This window comes from Priestia megaterium NBRC 15308 = ATCC 14581, from assembly GCF_000832985.1.
Taxonomy (GTDB): domain Bacteria; phylum Bacillota; class Bacilli; order Bacillales; family Bacillaceae_H; genus Priestia; species Priestia megaterium.
Map to the genome: position 1 here is coordinate 836863 of NZ_CP009920.1, position 21752 is coordinate 858614.

23 protein-coding genes and 1 riboswitch are annotated in these 21752 nt (G+C 38.5%); of the genes, 4 read left to right on the top strand and 19 right to left on the bottom strand.

Features of this window, described 5'->3' with window-relative positions:
- Positions 1-94: 94 nt before the first annotated feature.
- Positions 95-799: a purine-nucleoside phosphorylase gene (gene deoD, locus BG04_RS04930; RefSeq protein WP_013058711.1), complete on the bottom strand. Its 705-nt coding sequence runs from the start codon at positions 797-799 to the stop codon at positions 95-97.
- A 194-nt stretch (positions 800-993) separates the two neighbouring features.
- Here deoD and BG04_RS30910 point away from each other — a divergent pair, with 194 nt between their 5' ends.
- Complete coding sequence (locus BG04_RS30910; RefSeq protein ID WP_013058712.1) at positions 994-1146, top strand: hypothetical protein; 153 nt, start codon at positions 994-996, stop codon at positions 1144-1146.
- A gap of 51 nt (positions 1147-1197) precedes the next feature.
- On the opposite strand, the gene BG04_RS04935 is transcribed toward BG04_RS30910, so the two are convergent.
- From BG04_RS04935 to BG04_RS04955, 5 genes are all read right to left on the bottom strand, one after another.
- A complete protein-coding gene (locus BG04_RS04935; RefSeq protein ID WP_013058713.1) occupies positions 1198-1521 on the bottom strand; it encodes a hypothetical protein in 324 nt (107 codons plus the stop codon).
- A 246-nt stretch (positions 1522-1767) separates the two neighbouring features.
- On the bottom strand, positions 1768-2394 hold the full coding sequence (locus tag BG04_RS04940) for a phosphatase PAP2 family protein (RefSeq protein WP_034649382.1): 627 nt from the start codon (positions 2392-2394) through the stop codon (positions 1768-1770).
- 235 nt (positions 2395-2629) lie between these two features.
- A complete protein-coding gene (locus tag BG04_RS04945) occupies positions 2630-3400 on the bottom strand; it encodes a sporulation protein (protein ID WP_016765306.1) in 771 nt (256 codons plus the stop codon).
- Positions 3387-4223, bottom strand: a complete 837-nt coding sequence (locus BG04_RS04950) for a serine/threonine protein kinase (protein ID WP_034649381.1) — start codon at positions 4221-4223, stop codon at positions 3387-3389. Before BG04_RS04950 ends, BG04_RS04945 begins: the two co-directional genes overlap by 14 nt.
- 3 nt (positions 4224-4226) lie before the next feature.
- Entirely contained in the window at positions 4227-4481 is a 255-nt protein-coding gene (locus tag BG04_RS04955; protein WP_074893265.1) for a hypothetical protein, read from the bottom strand.
- Between the two features lie 117 nt (positions 4482-4598).
- Here BG04_RS04955 and BG04_RS04960 point away from each other — a divergent pair, with 117 nt between their 5' ends.
- Positions 4599-5660: a DUF2515 family protein gene (locus tag BG04_RS04960; protein WP_034649370.1), complete on the top strand. Its 1062-nt coding sequence runs from the start codon at positions 4599-4601 to the stop codon at positions 5658-5660.
- 58 nt (positions 5661-5718) lie between these two features.
- On the opposite strand, the gene BG04_RS29550 is transcribed toward BG04_RS04960, so the two are convergent.
- The 3 genes from BG04_RS29550 to BG04_RS04970 all read right to left on the bottom strand — a co-directional run bounded on the left by BG04_RS29550 (position 5719) and on the right by BG04_RS04970 (position 7259).
- The gene (locus BG04_RS29550) at positions 5719-5889 is read right to left on the bottom strand and encodes a YozD family protein (RefSeq protein ID WP_013058720.1); all 171 of its coding nucleotides are present in this window, start codon (positions 5887-5889) and stop codon (positions 5719-5721) included.
- Positions 5890-6154: 265 nt separating this feature from the next.
- Positions 6155-6841: a hypothetical protein gene (locus BG04_RS04965; RefSeq protein WP_013058721.1), complete on the bottom strand. Its 687-nt coding sequence runs from the start codon at positions 6839-6841 to the stop codon at positions 6155-6157.
- A gap of 202 nt (positions 6842-7043) precedes the next feature.
- Entirely contained in the window at positions 7044-7259 is a 216-nt protein-coding gene (locus tag BG04_RS04970; RefSeq protein ID WP_013058722.1) for a YozE family protein, read from the bottom strand.
- A gap of 408 nt (positions 7260-7667) precedes the next feature.
- Here BG04_RS04970 and BG04_RS04975 point away from each other — a divergent pair, with 408 nt between their 5' ends.
- Positions 7668-8705 carry an acyltransferase family protein gene (locus BG04_RS04975; protein WP_013058723.1) on the top strand — a complete coding sequence of 346 codons (1038 nt, stop codon included), beginning with the start codon at positions 7668-7670 and terminating at the stop codon, positions 8703-8705.
- A gap of 121 nt (positions 8706-8826) precedes the next feature.
- Positions 8827-9672 carry a D-amino-acid transaminase gene (gene dat, locus BG04_RS04980; protein ID WP_034649368.1) on the top strand — a complete coding sequence of 282 codons (846 nt, stop codon included), beginning with the start codon at positions 8827-8829 and terminating at the stop codon, positions 9670-9672.
- Positions 9673-9707: 35 nt separating this feature from the next.
- Here dat and BG04_RS04985 read toward each other — a convergent pair whose 3' ends face one another.
- The 10 genes from BG04_RS04985 to BG04_RS05030 all read right to left on the bottom strand — a co-directional run bounded on the left by BG04_RS04985 (position 9708) and on the right by BG04_RS05030 (position 21702).
- Positions 9708-9986, bottom strand: a complete 279-nt coding sequence (locus tag BG04_RS04985; RefSeq protein ID WP_013058725.1) for a YokU family protein — start codon at positions 9984-9986, stop codon at positions 9708-9710.
- A 14-nt stretch (positions 9987-10000) separates the two neighbouring features.
- Entirely contained in the window at positions 10001-11413 is a 1413-nt protein-coding gene (gene kamA, locus BG04_RS04990) for a lysine 2,3-aminomutase (RefSeq protein WP_034649367.1), read from the bottom strand.
- A gap of 67 nt (positions 11414-11480) precedes the next feature.
- The gene (ablB, locus tag BG04_RS04995; RefSeq protein WP_034649366.1) at positions 11481-12329 is read right to left on the bottom strand and encodes a putative beta-lysine N-acetyltransferase; all 849 of its coding nucleotides are present in this window, start codon (positions 12327-12329) and stop codon (positions 11481-11483) included.
- A gap of 25 nt (positions 12330-12354) precedes the next feature.
- A complete protein-coding gene (locus tag BG04_RS05000) occupies positions 12355-13620 on the bottom strand; it encodes a peptidase (RefSeq protein ID WP_013084685.1) in 1266 nt (421 codons plus the stop codon).
- Positions 13621-13633: 13 nt separating this feature from the next.
- Positions 13634-14296: a 3-oxoacid CoA-transferase subunit B gene (locus BG04_RS05005; RefSeq protein ID WP_034649363.1), complete on the bottom strand. Its 663-nt coding sequence runs from the start codon at positions 14294-14296 to the stop codon at positions 13634-13636.
- On the bottom strand, positions 14281-14982 hold the full coding sequence (locus BG04_RS05010) for a CoA transferase subunit A (protein WP_016765315.1): 702 nt from the start codon (positions 14980-14982) through the stop codon (positions 14281-14283). Before BG04_RS05010 ends, BG04_RS05005 begins: the two co-directional genes overlap by 16 nt.
- Positions 14983-16332 (bottom strand): aspartate aminotransferase family protein, encoded by a 1350-nt coding sequence (locus BG04_RS05015; protein WP_034649361.1) that lies wholly within the window; start codon positions 16330-16332, stop codon positions 14983-14985.
- A gap of 108 nt (positions 16333-16440) precedes the next feature.
- A complete protein-coding gene (locus BG04_RS05020) occupies positions 16441-17676 on the bottom strand; it encodes a dicarboxylate/amino acid:cation symporter (protein ID WP_034649358.1) in 1236 nt (411 codons plus the stop codon).
- 180 nt (positions 17677-17856) lie between these two features.
- Positions 17857-18011: riboswitch (cyclic di-AMP (ydaO/yuaA leader) on the bottom strand.
- 602 nt (positions 18012-18613) lie between these two features.
- Complete coding sequence (locus BG04_RS05025) at positions 18614-20083, bottom strand: NAD(P)/FAD-dependent oxidoreductase (protein WP_034649356.1); 1470 nt, start codon at positions 20081-20083, stop codon at positions 18614-18616.
- Positions 20084-20301: 218 nt separating this feature from the next.
- Positions 20302-21702 carry an ATP-binding protein gene (locus tag BG04_RS05030; RefSeq protein WP_034649353.1) on the bottom strand — a complete coding sequence of 467 codons (1401 nt, stop codon included), beginning with the start codon at positions 21700-21702 and terminating at the stop codon, positions 20302-20304.
- Positions 21703-21752 lie beyond the last annotated feature (50 nt).

Here is a 21752-nt window from a genome sequence, read left to right on the forward strand (position 1 = left end):
CAAATAAAAAGACGAGAAGCTTGATTGCTTCTCGTCTTTTTATTTGTTACGCCGCAGCTTTTCGCTGCCATTCAGCAAATAAACGACTTTATGTTCATTCATTAATTGCTGCTTCAAGCGCAACAACAATCATATCGTTAAACGTCGTTTGACGCTCTTCTGACGTTGTTTCTTCACCAGTGAAAATGTGATCACTTACTGTTAAAACCGATAAAGCATTACGGCCGTATTTAGCAGCTAGCGTATACAAAGCCGTTGTTTCCATTTCAACTGCCAATACGCCGTGAGCTGCCAATTTTTCTAGCTGGCCGTCTTCATTGTAAAATTGATCAGATGTAAATACACTTCCTACTTTTAACTGAAGGCCTTTTTCAACACCTGCATCGTAAGCGCGCTTTAATAAATCAAAGTTAGCTGTCGGTGCATAGTCGATAGGACCAAATTTAACGCGGTTCATTTGTGAATCACTTGACGAAGACATGGCCAAGATAACGTCACGTACTTTTACATCTTTTTGAATTGCTCCGCATGTACCAACGCGAATTAGATTTTGGACACCATATTCATTCATTAGTTCATTTACATAAATAGCAATTGATGGTACACCCATTCCTGTTCCTTGAACAGAAACGCGTTTTCCTTTATATGTTCCTGTAAATCCAAGCATACCGCGCACTTCGTTATAGCAAGTTACATCTTCTAAAAATGTTTCTGCAATGTATTTTGCACGAAGTGGATCACCTGGAAGTAAAATCGTTTCTGCAATATCACCTTGTTTTGCTCCAATATGTACGCTCATTTCGTACCTCCTATATGTAAAAAATCTTACGCTTTCACTATACCATATTGTATCCCTTGCATGTCTATTTCCTTCTAACATTATGCGACAAAAATAAAAAGACATACGGCCCAAAAAATGGCGTAGTATGTCTTTTTATATAAGGGTACGCTAATAGCGCAAGGGATTTACTAACGTTAGCTGAGGTGATATGTATGGGAAAAAAACATCGCAATCGAATTAATTCGCCTAAAAAGAATAATCATATTCCAAAAGAAGCAATTATAGCAGAACATGAAGCCCATGGAGATGAATATTCAGCAACAAACCGAAAAAATGGCCCTGGCCATCATACTCGTGATTACTAAGGGTCAACATATAAATAAAAAGCGGCCAGATAGGTCGCTTTCACCTTATATTTAACGTACGTGCAGGCGATTCACTTTTTGCCAGCCGTCTGTCCATAGCTTGTAGTAATACTTTCCTCGAGTACCTTCATCAATTAACAAAATATCGCCTGTGCTGATAAACCTTGCATCACAATCTTTTGGCAAATTATCAGCAATATTAAACATCTGAAATACTTGTGTTGCTGCGTCTTGATGATCGAATGCTGTAATCGTTAGACGATGGACAGGCTTATATCCGCGCTTTTCGCCTTTTTCTTCTGTTTGCATAATGGTTACATCATATTCTGTGCTAATATTAAATTGTTTTTTTATTGTGGTCCACACACTCAACATTCTTCCCTCCACCCAAAAGCAAGTATTTACTCTTTTACGTCATGTATTCTTATATAATTAGTGATAAAATCGGAAAACCCTTTATCGAATCAAAACGTTTTTTGTCGAAATTACTAGTTTTTTCTTATTAAACATGTACATAAAATATTTGTTTCCCATTTTATCATTAGTTGTTTTTGAATGGATGAATCAATAGGCCTACTTAAACAAAATGAAATATTAACGAAAAAAATGTAACCATTGCTCCTATTTTTGGTTATATAGGCGTTTAGAAAGGAGGTAGACCCCTAAGGACCAAGCAAGTCCTAAACAATATCCTGCTAGTATATCCGTTAAAAAGTGTACGCCTAAATACAAACGGCTAAATCCAATTAATAAAATAACAATAGCAATTACGCATGCAGCTGCCGTTTTGACAGCCCTGCTTCTTGTATACATCCATATCAACAAAAGTATTCCGCTGTAAAACGCCATTGAGTTCATGGCATGTCCGCTCGGAAAACTATAGTGAGAGGCGGGAACGACTTGACTCCAATCAGGTCTTGGTCTTGCAAAAATCTCCTTCAATCCCCAATTTAAAGCGCGAACTCCCCAAAAGACGAGCGTGATATATAAAACGAGCAACCCTTTTCGTTTATAAAGAAGAAGTACTATAATTGCAAACCATATTGGCGCAGTAACATACCAAGATCCTACGGTTGTTATAAATATGATGATGGGGGTTAACGTGTCCGTCCTCCATCCTTCAATGGTATGAAGCACATTAAAGTCAAGCTGTTTCACCCAAGGTGTATTAAATGTAAATAAAATCAGTAAAAAGAAAGCTAAAAGCGATACAATAAATAGAGAATATTTTGTAGTGCGATTTACCATTTTTTATTTCCTCCAACCTATTAAAAGAAAAAGCATGTAGCGTTCTACATGCTTTACTTATTCACACGTTTTGGCTGAATATAGTCTTCTGGCTTAGGAGCTTGATGAACGACAAATTCAGCCGAAAATTCCTCTTTTGCATTTATTTTTTTCGTTTGCTTTGATTGCGGCATATACCTCTCTCCTTTCTTTTTACTGTCTTTAATATACGAAAAATAAAGGAGAGCTATGCACATTAGCTATAGCGTGAAATAATACTGGTTAATATATTTTTTAACTGAGGAATTTCTTTTTCAGAAACATGAACATGAACGAGCGACTCATCTGCATCCAGCATTTCAGATAGAAAGCCGCCAAACCCTCTGGCACGTCGATCTACTTCTATAAATAAATTGTAGTCATGTAAGCCGCTCGGCTGCACGATGATTTCAATTTCATCTACTTTCCCAGCGTACACTCCACCACTTGGAACAAATTCAAATTCTTGAACAAAAGGAAGTCTTTTTCTCATCCGGCGAGGGGCTTCTTCGCACTCGACTTGGCGCAAGCGAAAGCCAAGCTGTTCCATAGCTTCAATTGTGCTTGTTACCATAAGGTTAGGAAGCACTTTTACATGATCAATATCTGACGGATCAACGGCGTCTTTAATATCAAGGCTCGTCGCCACCCAAACCCGGGTTCTCCCTAATGTAACAGGCGTATCATCAGGCAGCTGAAAGGTAAAAGGAATAGACTTCGTTTCAGATGGTTGAATCGTGAACGGGTCGTTAATCTTAAACGTATTAAGCTCAATATCCTGCTTGTATTTTTTATCGTCTCTTTCTTTTACATAAGTTGTGAATAGACGCAGATAGATGCTGTCAATTTTCTGCTCAACATTGCCTCCGTACACTTCAACAATTCCTTCAATCTTTTCACCAGCACGAAATTCATCATTGACAAGCTTAGCGTCCACTCGCGCTGCACCAATTCCAATGCGGGCTAACGCTTTATTAAATAGCGCCATACTTTCCCCTCCCTGAGTTCTTACTATTTATATAGTCATAAATATCTTTTTGTAAACTTTTAATGCTTTCATACGATTCATCTGTTCTCAGCATTTTTTGAATGATTGTCTTAATAGGCGCCGACAAATGTAACTCTTGTTCCCAGCTTCTTTCTTGTTGTTCCGTCGGCTCATAACCAGAGTATAATAAAAATAAAAGAAAATGACCAAGTGCATAGATATCGCTTGCAGCAGATGTTTGTCTCATAAACTGCTGTTCTTCTATAAGGGTGCTTGTTTCTTCATGGTCTCCTAAAAATCTAGCAAGACCAAAGTCAATAACATAGATGGTTCCGTTAACATCAATAATATTTGGAATACGAAGATCACGGTGAACGATTCCTTGCTCATGAATAGCAGAAACTACGTCTAGAATATTAAGTAAAATGTTAAGCGCTTGTTCTTCCGTATATACGCACTTCTCTTCAAAAATTAAATCTTCAAACGTTTTCCCTTGAATCAACTCCATCACTAAGAAACAGCCTTCATCTGTTTCGATAGCTTCATACAGTGAAGGAATTTGAGGGTGGTTTAATTGAGACAGCAATTTTGCTTCATAATGATAAGACTTCAGCCCCTGGGACGTGCGCTGCTTCGTTTTACGGAGCTGTTTTACGACTACCTTTTTTTGTTGCACAATGTCGTTAGCAACATATGTTATACCATAGCTTCCCATTCCCAGTACATCTATGATTTCATAGCGCCCGCAAATGACTTTTCCTTTTTTAAAAGGGCGGTCAACTAGCCAGCGATAAAAATATTTGAACATTCGATTTTTCATCATAAATCAACTTGAGAAAAAGCTTGAGAAGAAACTTCCGCTTTTACGCTTGCGCTTATAGTGGTGGTGTCCATATTTTGAATGACTGTGGCTGTCATAATATTTGCTTCGCTTATAATCGCTACTGCTGCTATGGTGACGAGGACGTCTGTAATGATGATCACTGCTGCTGTAGTGACGAGCACGTCTGTAGTGTCGATCGCTGCTGCTGTAGCGTCGATGTTTAGATCCAGTTAATGATTCAAAAATTTTTCTGAACATAAAGAAAACCTCTTTTCTTAACATTTATTACCCTTTATACGTACGAAATGTTATAAAGGTTTCAAAAAGTCCCTTACCCTTTTTTTATATAGTTAAACGTTTCAAAGGAGGCTTAACATGACTTCTACTAACACAAATCCCCTCATTAGATTGGAGGATGTTCTTCGCCTGCAGCAGATGATGCAGCTCAAACCTCCTGCTACCCTCCCGCTGTCTTTTATCGGAGAAGACGTAAAATTGATTAAAGAGATTCGAAAAAAAGTAAAAAAAGCTAATCAAAACAATGTTACACGTACCCAAGCTTATTTAGACTATTATCAAAAACACCCCGAAATTCACTGGGCTTTTTTAGCACACTTGGTTTCGCGGAACGGCGGCTATTACATGACAGATCTCTCCACTACCTTAATAAAATCCCTGCTTTCTCCAGAAAAACAGCACGCGTACTTCTTGTTTTTAGAACATTCCAATTCCGCCATTTTTCATGATGCTTACGCTCAGCTGTTACTCTATGAAAAAAGCAAAGAGCAAAACAGCAATCTGTTTCATTTACTCCCCGCTTTTCACATATCTTCTTTTATGAAAGCTGTTTGGGATGACTTTTGGCAGCATAGAAACAAAACGCTCTTATCAATGGCTCTGATTGTGAACGAACAGTATCATATTGAAAAAAATGTTCTCTTTAAAAAAGAGTTTCAGCGGGATGTTCTTCACTCTTGGCAGTTTCATACTCAAAACTTTCTCGGTATGACTCAAATCGTCTTTCCCTATTATTCAGGTAATAACATTGATTTATGTGGAACAAAAGTGTATCATTTCGAGTCTGTCTTAAAACGGATTGAAGTGGGAAAAACTTTATACGTTCTTCTTTTTTATTCAAACTTGCATGATTCTATCTATACATTTAGCCTTAAACACCCCCACACAGGGTCTCGAAGCGATTATAATTCGGATATATTTACAAAGAATCGAACTGATTCCAAAAAGCTGTATAGCCCGACTTTAACTATGAGCTGGGGAGACCGCGTACACCTTTTTTTAAGAAAAGATGAGTGGTTTGAAGACGAAATCACATTTTCTCTCCTTGAGTCTATTCCCGCTTCTTCCGTTAAAAAAATTCCCCTTCAGCATCATATAAAAGTGCAATCCGCTATTAAAGCTGCTAACCCTTTTTCATAGCCGCTGTCTCATAAACAAAACGACGAGTTTCCCCGTCGTTACAGATGTATCTATCTTTTTATTCCTCATCTTGCTCATCAATAATACATTTATCAATGAGATAATCAAAAGTTATATCCGCTAATTCGCCTAGCTCTTCTTCAGCGGGAACATAGCCTCGCTTGACTAGTTCATTGTAAAAGAACTCCGCAATTTCTTCCGTATCAATGACCACTTCGATTTCTTTCACAATATCACTCCTTATCCCGTTTGAACGGATTAGCGTACCTTATTTTTCTTAAAAATAGGTTCACTCCATCTTCTGCTTGAAGTTTTACCTTATACACATTTATGAACAATTCGGCAATAGTATGTCTAAAATTTCAGCAGTTTAAATAGAAAGGTAATTATACCCATTCTTTTTTCATTACCATCGCCGTATACACAATAAAAGATAGCTAAGAGAGATGTAATGATCTATCTCGGCTATCTTTTATTTATTAGGCATCTACCTGCTATTTTCCTTGTTCGGATTTTGCTATCTTTTTTAAATGTTTCAGCACTAAGTTCATGACTTCAGCGTATTCTTCATCTTCAAAAAGCTCATACAAAAATTTATAATCATTGTACACATCTAAAAGACCGTTTATAATCTCATGCTTTTCTTTAGTTAACCTCACTTCTTCTTTTTCAGAACCGTTTTGTTTTTTCATCTTTGGTAGCAACTCCGTCTTTTTAATTTCTTTACCTAAATACAACATATCAACACTCTGAGCGTAATTTTCTGTTTCCTCATGAGGAGTTACGAGAATGAGTTCTTCTTCACTAGCCTCAAGCCATTCTCCATCTGTTACACGTGACAATTCATAGACAATATCTTCCCATGAATCCTCTTTATAACGCCATATTTCTGTTCGAATACCAATGATTTTAAATAACTCTTTTCCATAATTAAAAACCTGGACGATATCGCCGAAGAAAAATTTATATTCAAGCTCTACTCTTTCCTGTACTAATATTTGACCTTCATATTCTTCTAGAAGCTCAATTGTATCTTCTAAAAAAAGACCTTCACTATGGTTGATTTCGTATACAAAAATCCCATCCATCACTTTTATATCGGTAATAGTGCCAACGGTCCCGTATATTGTTACAACGACTGTTTCACCAATTCCGTATTTAGGTTTTTTCTTCCCTGCCATCGTCGCACCTCCTTAGTAAACATACACCTACTGAAAAGTTACAATATTATATGCAGTAACTAAAAAAGGGGAAGTATAACATCTTTAGAACCAAGCCTTTATTATCTATTGCCCTCTATCATTTTTACCCCTGCTTATTGCATGAACTAAAGAAAATAAAAAAGCAGGCTGATGGATATCCATCAGTCTGCTTTTTTATCCCTCACGCATTATTTTGATAAAGCTCCCATGCTTCATCAAATACGGTCATACTTGATAAATAATGTCCGTTGAGCTCTAAATAAGAACTCAGTTCGTCATAATCTGTTGAAGATTTCGGGAAGCTGTGATCATCATAAGCACTTCGCGCAAACTCTCCCATTCGATCATGTTTTTTATTTGATCGGAATTTCATTATATAGTGATAAAAGGATTTCATCGTACTCCCCCTCCAGCGGTATGTGTATCTTTTCTATCATTTTTTCAAGAAATCTACAACTTTCTTCTTTAATATGTAGATGTCGAACACTGCAATATAAGTGGTTTACTGGACAAAATATATTAAATTCATGTTACAGTTGCAAAACAAATTTCACTATTAGCGTAACGAATAAATATTGTTATATCAATATTTTTCTTTTTTCAAAAAGACATTTGTAACAAAAACACATCGTTTTTATAACAAAAGCATTGATTCGACAGGTTTCTCAAACCTTTATGTAATTGCAAAAAAGAAGAATTCATGTTTTAATTCCGTAGTGAAAGGTTATTCTAACAATAATCGCCATTTAAATAAATTTTGTTGGTGGGAGGTTTACATCAGCATATGTTGAGGAAAAATAATACTATGAATACTCGAAATGCTTACTTTGATAATGCTAAATTTGTATTAATTTTTTTGGTTGTATTTGGACACATGATTTCTCCGTACCGAACAGATAGCAGCGGAATGCTGTCCATTTATCACTTTATCTTTATTTTCCATATGCCTGTCTTTATTTTACTAGCAGGTTATTTCTCAAAAAATTTTCATAAAAAAGGCTATTACAAAAAAATATTTACAAAGGTGGCTCTTCCTTACTTAGCTTTCCAAACTATCTATACCCTTTATTATAGTGTGCTTTATACAGATGAAACGTACACGCTTCAATATTTGGTTCCTAGATGGGCAATGTGGTTTCTACTGAGCTTAATTTTTTGGAAATTAATGCTTCCTTTCTTTGCGAAATTCCCCATGTGGATTAGCTTAACTGTCTCTATTTCGCTTGGACTTGCAATGGGCTTCATTGATATTGACGGATTTGATAAAATTCTAAGCATTAGCCGAATGTTTGTCTTCTTCCCGTTTTTCCTTTTAGGCTACTATTTGTCGCAGCGGCAAGAGCCTTTTACAAATCTTTTGACAGCGCGAAATCGAATCATTGCATCCATCGTATTGCTAGTGACATTAATTGGAAGCTATTCTTTCTTAGACGACACGGCTTACACAGATATGCTGTATGGAACGAACACGTACGACAATGTGGCCGAATTTTTAATGCGCGTTTCTCACTATGGGATTGCTTTTCTTGTATCTTTTGCCTTTATGGCTTTAATTCCAACGCGCGGATTTGCTTTAACAAGCATTGGACAGCGATCCCTATACGTGTATTTATTGCACGGCTTCATTTTAAAATGGTTCTTTACAACTGACTTCTCAAAAAGTCTAGAGCCAACATCATGGGGGATTATCGTCTTAATCGCACTGTCCATTTTAGTAACGATGCTTCTCGGCAGCCGTATCGTCGATTGGTTCATCACAGGTACTAAGCTGATCGTTCAGTTTGTTACACCTAAAAAAGCCATTCAGAAATTTTCATTAGCATTCAAACGTACGTTTTCATAAAAGTCATACTCCTAAAGGAGTATGACTTTTTTCATTTTCTTTGGAGAAACCAAGTAAATAATTTCATTTTGCTGAATTTTATGTTAACGTTTTAATATCTAAAGGAAGGGAGTTTTTCAAGATGGAATTAGCATATTATGGTGGAGAGTTTAGAGATATTAATGAGGCTGTTATTCCTATTGATGAACGCGGTCACCAGTTCGGAGACGGTGTTTATGAATTTATTCGCGTATACAAAGGAGTTCCTTTTTCAATTGAACGTCACTTAGACCGCTTAGAAAGAAGTGCAAAGGCAATCTTTATCGAGCTGCCGGTTTCAAGACAAGAGCTAAAGGACATCATTCATCAAGCAATGGAAAAATCAACGTTAAAAGACGCTGATATTTATATTCAAGTTACGCGCGGGATTGCTCCTCGAAATCATTTATTTCCCGATGTACCTACACAATTAGCACTCACAATACGGCACCCTCGCCAAACACCTGAAGAAGCCTATGAAAAAGGCATTTCCACGCTTCTTTTGGAAGACGAACGATGGGCTAATTGCTATATCAAATCATTGAACCTACTTCCTAACCTTCTGGCCAAACAAGCTGCGGCTTCTAAAGGATGTAAAGAAGCTATTTTAGTAAAAGACGGATACATAACCGAAGGGTCGAGCAGCAATGTATTTGCGATAAAAGACAACGTCTTGTTCACGACTCCTGCCACAAGAAAAATTCTATCCGGTATTACGCGCGCTAACGTGCTGGAATGTGCACAGGAACAAGCCATTCAAATCCGCGAACAAAATATGACTCCTTCCTTTTTAAAAGACGCTGATGAAGTTTTTATTACGAGCACGTCTGTTGGTCTCTTGCCCGTTTCGAAAATAGACGAAGTCGAACTTCCAGCTTTCCGTCCTGTTACAGTGGCTTTAAAACACGCCTACAGCCTGCGCACTGCTGGAACAAAGGCTTATCAATAAGCAAAGCCGCCCCTTACAAAATAAGGGGCGGCTTTTTAGAATTTAAAGTAGTTGCGCTTTAATAATCTGGGCACTTTTAATAACTCATCATACCGAATGGATTCATCAAGTTTTTTTGTATCGACAAGAAGCAGCTGTGTTTCCACTTCTTCTATGATCTCTTCTTCTTGATATGACATCCCGCAACCTGAACAGCTGATACATGGCATATGAGTAATTTCAATACTTCTCGTTCCATCTGGCAATTCCCAGTAAGCGGTATTGGTTGTTTCTACCGCTTTTTCTTCTTCGCACCATGCGCATTGAACAGTCATATTACAGGACCTCCTTAAGATGATGGAGCATCGTCGCTTTTAACGTCTTTTTTCAATTGAGCTTTAAACTTTTTATCTTTTAATTCATCTCTTTTTTCACGTTTATCTTTTAGACTTTCGTGAGCACTGTCACTTTCATATGTTTTACGTCTTTTTACTCTCCCTAACCCTTCCGGTACAAGGTTGAATTGAGCATCATTCATAAGGCCCGAGATGCCGATGGAAGAACCTTTAGCATCCGCTGCTGGATAAACAGCTCGAAAATAATCATCTGCACGCCCAGGCACATAGCTTTCTGGCTCCGGATACGTGGTAATCACTCCTTCAAAGTTTCGCAGAACAACTTTACTTGCGCTTTGACTAATAATATAGTTTGGCTGAACTGCAATCTTTCCTCCTCCTCCTGGCGCATCAATAACAAACGTTGGAACAGCATAGCCAGAAGTATGACCTCGCAGCCCTTCCATAATTTCAAGCCCTTTGGAAACAGGTGCGCGGAAATGCCCAATTCCTTCTGACAAATCACATTGATAAATATAGTAAGGACGAACGCGTATTTTCACTAAATCGTGCATAAGCTTTTTCATGATAGCTACGCTGTCATTAATCCCAGCTAAAATAACCGCTTGATTGCCAACTGGAACGCCTGCATCGACAAGCATTTCACATGCTTTTTTTGTCTCTTCAGTAATTTCAATGGATGTATTAAAGTGAGTATTTAACCATACTGGATGATATTTTCTTAAAATGGCACATAAATTTTCTGTTATTCGCTGTGGAAACACAACGGGTGCTCTTGTGCCAATCCGAATAATTTCCACATGGGGAATAGCTCGTAAATTCTTCAAAATATATTCTAAAATGTTGTCATTAATCAGCAAGCCATCACCGCCTGAAATGAGTACATCTCGTACTTCAGGTGTTTTGGCGATATAAGCAATCGCAGCATCTAACTGCTTTTTTGGAACGCCCATTCCGATTTGTCCTGAAAACCTTCTTCGAGTACAGTACCTGCAGTACATGGAACATTGATTGGTGACTAAGAACAAAACGCGATCAGGATAGCGATGAGTCAACCCTGGCACTGGAGAATCTTCGTCTTCATCTAGGGGATCTTCTAGATCATATTTTGTTTTATGAAGTTCTTTGCCAACCGGAACAGACTGCATACGGACGGGGCAGCGAGGATCATCTGGATTCATCAAAGATGCATAGTAAGGCGTAATATTGAGCGGAATGGTTTTGGTTGAAATGCGTACTCCTTCTTCTTCCTCAGGAGTTAAGTTAATAACCTTTTTTAAATCATCTAATGTTCGAATTGTGTTTGTTAATTGCCAAATCCAGTCATTCCATTTTTCTTCAGGAACATCTTTCCATAATTCAATATCTTTCCAGTGTCGGGACGGCTTATATAAATCATATAACATACAATCGCTCCTTTATGAAGATTTACTATTGTTATATGTTACAGCCCATAAATTGGTTAATTATTTCTCACCCTTTACTTTTTGACAGATCCTTCACCCATACGTTCATATCTTCTAACGATTTATAAATGTAACAATTATTCGTTAACCTTCCCGTATAGGTATAGCCAAGCTGCTGAAAGGCGGCGTTCATCCCAAATGAAAGCGCTCTCGCTATTGTATATGCACAAAAAATATGCCGCTGTTTTAGCTCCGCCTCTAGTGCGTTTAATAAATGCTTCATGAATCCATACTTTCGGTAAGCAGGGAGAGTCGCACAATCCGTTAGTTCAGCATTGTGATAGACATAGTCAATTTCAGCAGAAGCAGCGCTAACGATATCGTTCTTGTCAACTATGATATAAAACAAGCTATCTTCTTGAAGCAAATTAGAGAGATACTCTTCTTCGTAGAGGGGAGTAGGATACACTGTGAAGATTTGACGGTAGAGCTGAGAAAGTTGTTTAGCGTCAGATGAAATGGCTCGGCGCATGATCAGTTGATTCGATAAAGAAGAATAATCAGATGTCGGCAAATTCAACACATCTTGAAGCAGCTCTGTTTCTTTTAACGTCTCCCCGCTGTCTCGGCGGGATTGAGACGTATAGTAGCATAAAAGATACGCGTCGCTTCCGTTAAAATAGTAGGGAACAGTTGCTTCTAAAGAAAATCCCAAGCTTATCCAGTCCATCAGATGTTCAGCACGTGCTTTTATAATCCACTTTTCATACGTTTTCTTATCAATTTCTTTATATATATAGCTGTAAATATCGTTCACATTTCCCCGGTAATCATCTATTCTCAGACGCTTGTTACGTTCATCTAAAAAAAGAGTCATAGCAAAGGTTGGTTGACAAATATTTTCTTGTTTCCCCATTTGTTTGTATCCTCTCCTTTTTAGCTTAGTCCGCAATACTGCACCAGTCTGCTACAGTGAGAGCAATAATTTCTGCTGCGTCAAGCATCGTTTGAATACAAATATACTCATTCGGAAAGTGGGCCACTTCTGTTACTCCCGGTCCAAAAACAACTGTTGGAATATCCCCTACTTGTGACAGTATCCCTCCGTCCGTTCCCCAAGGAGATGCTTCAATGATCGGCTGATTCTGTTTCACTTGATAAAAAGAGGACGAAAGAGAGGTCATAAGCGGATGCTCCAATTCAATTTCACCGGGAAGCCAGTGGGCCCCAAACCATTCCAAGTCGACAGGATGCTCAGCAAACCACTCATCACGCTGAGGCAAAAGTTCAAGCCAGGATTTCATTTCTGCTCTGACATTTTTCATTTTTTCATGCGGAGCAACTCCTATCCTGCCTTCTAATATTACTTGATCAGCGACTGAAGAAGGCCACGTGCCGCCTTGTATATTTCCGATATTAATCGGCACAGGAATGGGGATTTTATTATAGAGCGGATCCGTAATTCGGCTGTTTCTCTCTTTTTCAAGACCCTCAATGTGTTTAAGCACAACAGCTGCTTTTTCAATCGCACTCACGCCTTCATACCGAGTCCCTCCATGTGCTGCTACTCCATGCACGGTCACTCGAAACCACATGGAGCCTTGCTGCTTAGGGAAGATCTTCATGTTGGTTGGTTCTGGAATAATGGCACCATCTGCTTTATACCCTCTAAGTACACAGGAAAGTGTTCCTGCACCTCCGCTTTCCTCTTCTACTACGCTTTGAAAAATAACATCTCCTTTTAGTGAAATATCTAGCTCTTTCAACGCTTGAATAGCTAAAAGTAACGACACATTTCCTCCTTTCATATCCGTTGCTCCGCGTCCATATAAGTTTCCATCTTTTACAACAGCCGTATAAGGGTCTTCCGTCCACTGTGAAAGATCTCCGGGTGGCACTACATCAATGTGGCCATTCAAAATAATGGATTTCCCTCCGCCTTTCCCTTTTAACACGCCTACCACATTCGGACTGTCTCGAAAAGTAGAACGGTTGGAGGCAAAAGCTTCATGGCTGCGAAGTATTTTTTCGTCCGGTTCCCATATATCAATATCTAACTGCAGCTGTCGAAGGCGTTCAATGACAATTGCCTGCGCATGCTTTTCAGAACCTTGTACGCTTGCTTCTTCTACGAAACGCTTGAGTAAACGCACTGCACTTTGACGATGCTCTGTCATCCAGTTATGAATAGATTGCTGTATGTTCATATAATGGTCCTCCTTATGGTATCGTAATCAATTGATCACTCAGGCGAACTGTCGCTTCTGTTGAACTCAAAATATCCTCTACAGTATAAGGAGACATTAACTCTGTTAGAAGAAGCGCATCTTTTTCTACTTTAAAAACCGCCCGATCTGTAATAACTAATCCCACACAGCCCGAAGCAGTCAGAGGTAAAGAACACGTCTTAACCAGCTTCGGTTCTCCTGTCTTGCTCGTATGATTCATTAGCACAATGACTTTTTTCGCTTTTTGAGCTAATTCCATCGCTCCTCCTATCCCAGGAACTCGCTTACCTGGCACAATCCAATTAGCTAAATCCCCTTTTTCACTCACTTCCAACGCACCAAGAATGGTCATATCGACGTATCCTTTTCGAATCATCGCAAAGGCTGTAGCACTGTCACAGTATGAAGCCCCTTGAACGGTAGTTGTTGGATAGCCTGCTGCATTGCAAACATTCTCATCTTCTTCACCTAAAGGAGGGGAAGATCCTAACCCTAAAATTCCATTTTCAGCATGAAACATCACATGAACAGCGCTTGGTACGTAATTAGGAATAAGAGAAGGAATGCCAATCCCTAAATTAACAATCATGCCGTTTTTGATTTCAGCCGCAGCACGTTTTGCAATACGATGACGAATATCTATTCCCAAACCCATTTCCAATTCACTCCTTTTGAAGGGACAATATAATCCACAAATACACCTGAAGTCATCACGTTCTCTGGGTCAATGTCCCCAAGAGGAACAATTTCATCCACTTCAGCGATAGTTATACGACCTGCCATTGCCATTAACGGATTAGTGTTTCGAGCGCTTTTATCATAAAGCAAGTTGCCGAATGGATCTGCTTTTTTTGCATACACAAAAGCAACGTCGGCTGTGAGCGGCTTTTCCACTAAAAATGTCTTGCCGTCTATTTCCACTTTTTCTTTTCCAAATTGAATAATGTCATTTTCTATTCCTACATCAATCAGTACTCCTCCGAGTCCAACTCCTCCCGCTCGAATCCGTTCAGCAAGCGTTCCTTGAGGAGAAAACTCAACTTCCAGCTTTTCTTCTGTCATCAGCGTTCCAGCCACTGGGTTCGATCCAATATGAGAAGCAATGAGCTTTTGAATTCTTCCTTGGCTTACCAATTTTCCCGCACCAATATGAGGAAAGCCTGAATCATTACATATCAATGTAAAATTTGATTTTCCGCTTTCAATCAGACCATCAATGAGAGAAGGCGGGCTGCCTACTCCTCCAAATCCTCCTATCATCAGCGTAGCCGCATGATCCACGTATTCAATCGCTTGTTCCACAGTTGTGATCTTTTGAAATGAGTTTTCGACCTTTGTCACTCATTTCACCTCATTTCTCTGTTTTTCATTTTGCACTTCATGCAATGTTTTCGAAAGCAGATCGACCACTTCATCAAGCTGACGATGAGTAATCGTAAATGGCGGCGCAATAATAATACCGTCTCCTTCTACTCCGTCTGTTCCTGCTTGTGAAGGATAAAGGAGAAGACCATTTTTTTGGGCTTTACTTATTACGCGCGCCGTCATATTTTCCGAAGATGAAAAAGGCTCCTTCGTCTTTGGATTTTGCACAAGCTCAAGACCAACTAGTAAGCCTTTGCCACGTATATCACCAATAATAGGGTAAAGAAGTTGAAGCTTCTTCAATTCCCCTACTAAATAGTCTCCTTTCAGCGCTGCTTCTTGAACAAGATCATGCTTTTCAATATAGGTTAAAACAGCTATCCCTATAGCGGATGACAGCGGATTAGCGCTTAGCGTATGTCCGCTCATAATTAATTTGGATCCGTTCATGATAGGTTCAATCGTTTTGCTGCTAGCCAACGTAACGGCTATTGGCGTATATCCTGCTCCCACTCCTTTTCCAAGCGTCATGATGTCTGGTTTAACTCCCCAGTGCTCATACGCAAACATTACGCCTGTACGCCCAACTCCAGTCATGACTTCATCCGCAATCCATAACACATCATATTTATCGCAAATTTCTCTTATCACTTCATAATAACCGGGAGGAGGTGTAAGCGCTGCTCCGGCTGCTCCTACAATGGGCTCTGTAATAAAAGCAGCAATATGTTCAGGGCCGGTTCGTTTGATAACTGTTTCCAATTCGTTTGCGCAAGCAAGATTACAGGATGGATAGGTTTGATGAAACGGACATCGATAGCAATAAGGAGGCGAAACCGAAGGATAATCTTCAAGCAAAGACGAGAAGCGTTTTCGTCTTCCAACGTGCCCTGACATAGACAGAGCTCCTATTGTAATACCGTGATAGCTCATCCAGCGTGACAAAACCTTTGTTTTGGTTGGCTTCCCTTGCTCTTGAAAATGCTGAATTGCCGTTTTCATAGCCGTTTCAGTCGCTTCTGTCCCGCTGTTAACAAAAAAGCTCCACTGGAAATGATTGCTGCTTAATTCACATAGTTTCTTAGCTAAGGCTTCTGTTGGATCACTTGTAAACTGCGACCGATATACAAACGCAACTTTCTGTGCCTGATCGGTCATCGCATCAATAATTTCTTTTACGCCGTGTCCGATACTTGCTGTAACTGCCCCCGACGAAGCATCTATGTACCTTTTTCCATCTTGGTCGTACAAATAAATTCCTTTTCCATATGAAATAACTGGGTAGTCGTCGTCGAGCAGCGGCTTTATTACATGAGTTTTATTCATTTCCGCACTCTCCTTTCAAACATACACTCTTATTAAACTGTATGCTGAAATGAAGAGTTTCTTGCCAATAAAAAAAGCCCTAGCATATAGCTAGAGCTTTTACGCTTATTAAGCTGATTGCGTTACAGATTTATCGATACGTTTTGCTTCTGACTCAGCCACAATAACGGCACACGCAGCGTCTCCCGTAATATTTACAGATGTACGAAGCATGTCAAGCAAGCGATCAATTCCAATAATCAATCCGATACCTGCTACAGGCAAGCCAACCGAACTCAATACCATTGCTAGCATAATGAGACCAACTCCCGGCACACCTGCTGTACCAATACTAGCAAGCACCGCTGTCAATACAACCGTCACAAGAGCACCCAGCGACAGGTCAACGCCGTATACTTGTGCAATAAAAATAGTCGCTACACCTTGCATAATTGCCGTTCCATCCATGTTAATGGTAGCACCTAATGGCTGGACAAAACTGCTGATGGACTCCGGGACACGAAGATTTTTTTGAGCCACATTCATTGAAATCGGAAGCGTTGCATTACTGCTTGATGTACTGAATCCAACTGTCATGGCAGGAGCAAAACCTTTAAAAAATTCAATAGGATTACGTCTGGCCATAAGAGCGACTGATCCCCCATATGTTACGATCGAATGGATAAACAGTGCGAGCACGACTACAATCATGTACAGCCCCATCGCTTTAATTGCCTCCCAGCCTTGACTTCCAACCGCGGTTGCAAGAAGCCCAAATGTTCCGTAAGGAGCAAACTTCATCACTAGATTTACAAGATACATCATCAATTCATTGCCTTGCTCAAGTAAATTGTAAAGCCCTTTTGTTTTACTTCCAAGCATCGTAATACCAAAACCGATAAAGATAGAAAAAACGATAAGTTGAAGCATATTCCCTTCAGCCATCGCTTGAATTGGGTTGACTGGAATCATATTTAAGAATGTCTCTCCAACCGGCGGTGCTTTTTCGGCTTCAAAAGAAGCGTTTTTTGTATCAAAAGATCCAAACGTACCCGGTTTAATTGCATATGCTAAAATTAAACCAATAATAATCGCAACGGTTGTTGTAACTAGGAAGTAGGAAACTGTTTTAGCCCCGATTCTTCCTAGTTTTTTAGGATCTCCTAAACCTGCTACACCTAACGTGATAGAGAAAAACACAATTGGTACAACAAGCATTTTAATTAAGCTTAAGAAAATTTGGCCAAGCGGTGTAAACAAGTACTTGTCCAGCGAAGCAAAAGCACTTGGAGCAAAAGCATTGATCAACACTCCTACAACAGCACCAGCAATTAGCGCGATAATAATCTTTGTCGATAGCTTCATAGATTTACCTCCCATAAATAAATTATATTAGAATGATTCTAACTACCATACTTATTTTACCATGCATTGAGAGCGATAACACTCAAAATATACAATATATTAAAAATTTTCAGATTAATAGTTTAGGAATATTTTTAGCTATACAAAAAACCATGAGAATATCATGGTTTCATAGACCTGTTATTCCCTCACTGAATGCTTACGGAGTTAGCTGTCGGATTCGGGTACGTGAGTTACCCTACTTGATTTATTCAAGATTCACCCCAAGTACACTACGCACAAATATGGGTCCCCCGTTCTCTTATAAAACAAAAGAGATTAAGCAAATAATTTTCTTTAATATTTTTTCATGATAATAATTCTTACTTTAATTAAAATTCATTTTATATGTTTCTGTCAAGTTTTTATTCAAAAATAATGCAGGATTTTATCATAAAAAGTTGAGAATTGTTATATTTTAAAATATTTACATCATATTTCAATAAACCACAAACAGTTATTTAACAAGACTTAAAATCTAATGGATAAAAAATTAATTCAAAAAATAGTTTGTAAAGTGAACTTTCTTCTCATTAAATTACATTCATAAATTTGCATAATTATTCTAACACCCGCGTACTTTACTGCTTTCATAAATATTTTACTCAACAAAAAATAACTCTTTCCAACTGTTGATTTTATCCTTGTATTGCTTGATATACCCTCCCTGAAATTTCACTGAATTTATTGATGCAAAGAAATGGACATTGTCAATTCGCCTTATTCTATTTAATTCGGCTCACGATAGAAGGATGTATTCCGTCATACTTTTTAAAAAAGAGCGGGTAATTATCATATAAAACTATCGGAGTTTGAGCGGTACAAGTTCTTTACTTTTTACTTAGTCGCTTTCGTTATTTAACATATATAAAAAAAGAGGCCGTGACGGCCTCTTTTTTTATACAGTAACAGGTTCAGAACTTGCTTTGCGATTCTTTAATTTTTCAACAATGTCACGTGCTACCCACACACCGCACGCACTTGCCTGCGCGAGTCCTCGCGTAATACCAGCTCCGTCTCCTCCCACGTATAAACCGGAAATTTCAGTTTCAAACTTATCATTTAACTTCGGACGGGCGGAGTAAAATTTCGCTTCCACACCGTAAAACAGCGTATGTTCAGATGCTAACCCAGGCGTTACATGATCCAGTGCTTCTGTCATTTCAATTAAGCTTTTCATCGTATTGTAAGGAAGCACTAAGCCTAAGTCACCCGGTACAGCTTCTTTTAACGTTGGTTCTAAAAAGCCCTCTTTAATTCGAGTCGCTGTTGAACGACGGCCCTTTAAAATATCTCCATACTTTTGAACAACTAGGCCCCCGTTTGACAGCATATTAGCTAATCTTGATACTTCATGCGCATATTCGTTCGGCTGATCAAATGGATCCGAAAATTTATGAGAAACAAGCAGCGCAAAGTTCGTATTTTGACTTCCAAGCTTCGGATCTTTGTATGCGTGTCCATTTGCTAACATAATACCTGAATGATTCTCTACTACCACATGTCCTGAAGGATTGCTGCAGAACGTTCTGACTCTTGTACCTACAGACGTATTATAAATGAATTTCCCTTCGTACAAGTGCTTGTTGATTTCTTCCATAACAACGTTAGATGTTTCGACTCGAACTCCGATGTCCACTTGATTGTTAATCATTTTTAAACGGCGTTTTTTTAGTAAGTCGCTCATCCACTTCGAGCCGTCTCGACCTGGTGAAACAACCACTTTATCAGCCGTAATTCTTTCACCATTCTTCAATTCGATACCGCGCACGATATGCTGACCGTCTTCTTTTTCTGTTATTAAATCGGCTACTTCCGTTTTATACTGCATATCAATTTTTTCTTTTAAGTATTCATAAATGCTTTTTAAAATTTCTAAATTTTGCTCTGTTCCTAAATGACGCACCTGGGCACGCAATAGCTTTAATCCTGCTGCGTATCCGCGTTTTTCAATTTCACGAACTTTATCAGTTAACGGATCCGTAATCGTATCGGTTGCTCCGTGTTTTAAATTAATTTCATCCACATATTTAATTAAATCTACCACCTGTGATTCAGACAGATAATCCGTCATCCAACCTCCAAATTCACTGGTGATATTAAATTTCCCGTCTGAATATGCGCCGGCTCCACCGAAACCATTTGTAATAGAACAAGCGGGCAAACAGCCAGCAAACTCTTTTTTGCCAACCGCAGGCGGACATTTTTTGATTTTTTTCTGAAGAATCGGACAATTACGTCGATAGATATCGTGTCCTTTATCGATTAATAAAATAGTTGCTTCCGGTAATTTTAACGTTAACTCATAGCAAGTAAAAATCCCAGCGGGTCCTGCCCCTACCACAATAACATCATAATTTGAGTTCATTGTACATTCTCCCATCATCTTTTTTTCTTTGGGTAAAAGATAAAAGTTATTGACCGAATTTTCTTTTTTTATTATCATTCGGTTATTTTCTAGCCATTTGATAATATATCAAAAACAAACCCTTTAGTCAACAATATACACGAACATTAAAATAAAATTTTAAAAAAACATTCGTTTTTATTCCAAGCAAATAAAAACCAGTGAACGAATAGCAAGCGCTATAAAATGTTCACTGGTTCTTTAATGTACGGAAGAGCAATTTCTACTTTTGTTCCTACTCCTACTTTACTCGCAAATGAAATATGCCCTTGATGCTGTTCGATTATTCGGTAGCTAATCATTAACCCTAGCCCCGTTCCTGTTTGTTTAGTGGAATAAAACGGTTCACCTAGCCGAGCTAAAGATTGCTCATCAATTCCACAGCCTTCATCCTCGATAATGACCATGCCGTATTCATTTCTTTTCTCAACGGTGACTTTAACTGTCCCTTTGCTCATTGACTCAAGCGCATTTTGAATTAAATTAATAAAAACTTGTTTAAGCGCATTTTCTTCACAAAAGATTGTAATCTCATCACTAATCTCATTAATAATACGACAGTTTTTATAATTGGCGTGTGTATCTAATAATAATGTCACATGACGTATGATTTGATTGAGACTTTTGGGGTGGTATGAATTTTCAATTTTAGGCTTGGCCAGCGTTAAAAATTCTTGAATAATGGATTCGACGCGATTCAATTCTTCAAGCATAATATCATTGTATTCTTCGTTGTACTGTTTCGATGCTTTTAACAGCTGAATAAACCCTTTAATCGCCGTCATTGGATTACGAATTTCATGTGCTACTCCTGCCGCTAACTTGCTCACCATTGTAAGCTTTTCAGATTTGCTTGCCATTTCATCATATTTTTTTCGATCCGTTACGTCGCGAATAATATACTGAATGGCATCCTGTCCTTCAAACTTAATTTTGGTTGCCGAAGATTCAATAATGACGACTCCTTTTTTAGTTAATAGTTTCACATCAACACGTGGCCTCACGGACATTCCATTCATCAGCTGAACCATTCGTTCTTTTACGATTTCTAAATGTTCGGGGTGAATAAAATGAAGCCAAGGACGCCCGATATACTCTTCTTTTTTCTCGCCGCCAAGAAGTTTAACACCAGCGGGATTCAAATATTGAATTCTGCCTTCTCTTGTTACAATAAATGCATCTTGACTTTGCTGGACAAACTGCTTATATTGCTTCATTTTTCGAATGACTTCCTCTTGCTTTTCAATACTTGAGGAAAACTCTTTCCACTGAACAACTAAGAGCGGAATATCCCCTTCCGTGCGTTGAATATGGATGTGCATCGGAAACTGCTGATCTACTTTTTTCTTAAGTAAAACAACTTCTTCCTCTTGCTTTCTTAACGGTTCCACTTCATGCTTTTCAATAAAAAAGCGATTTGGCTCTTCAAATACATTACAGGAAAGAAGTCGTTCTTCCGTCGTTTTAAAAAGATGGCAGCACGCTTCATTTAAAATTTGAATATCTCCATCCATATTCATTACGAGCATTGGTGTAAATGACATTGAAAATAGCTGTTGAAATACTTTTTCCTTTTCCATATATTCACCTTCGCTTATTGAGTTACTAGCTATAGTATAATATGGTAAAT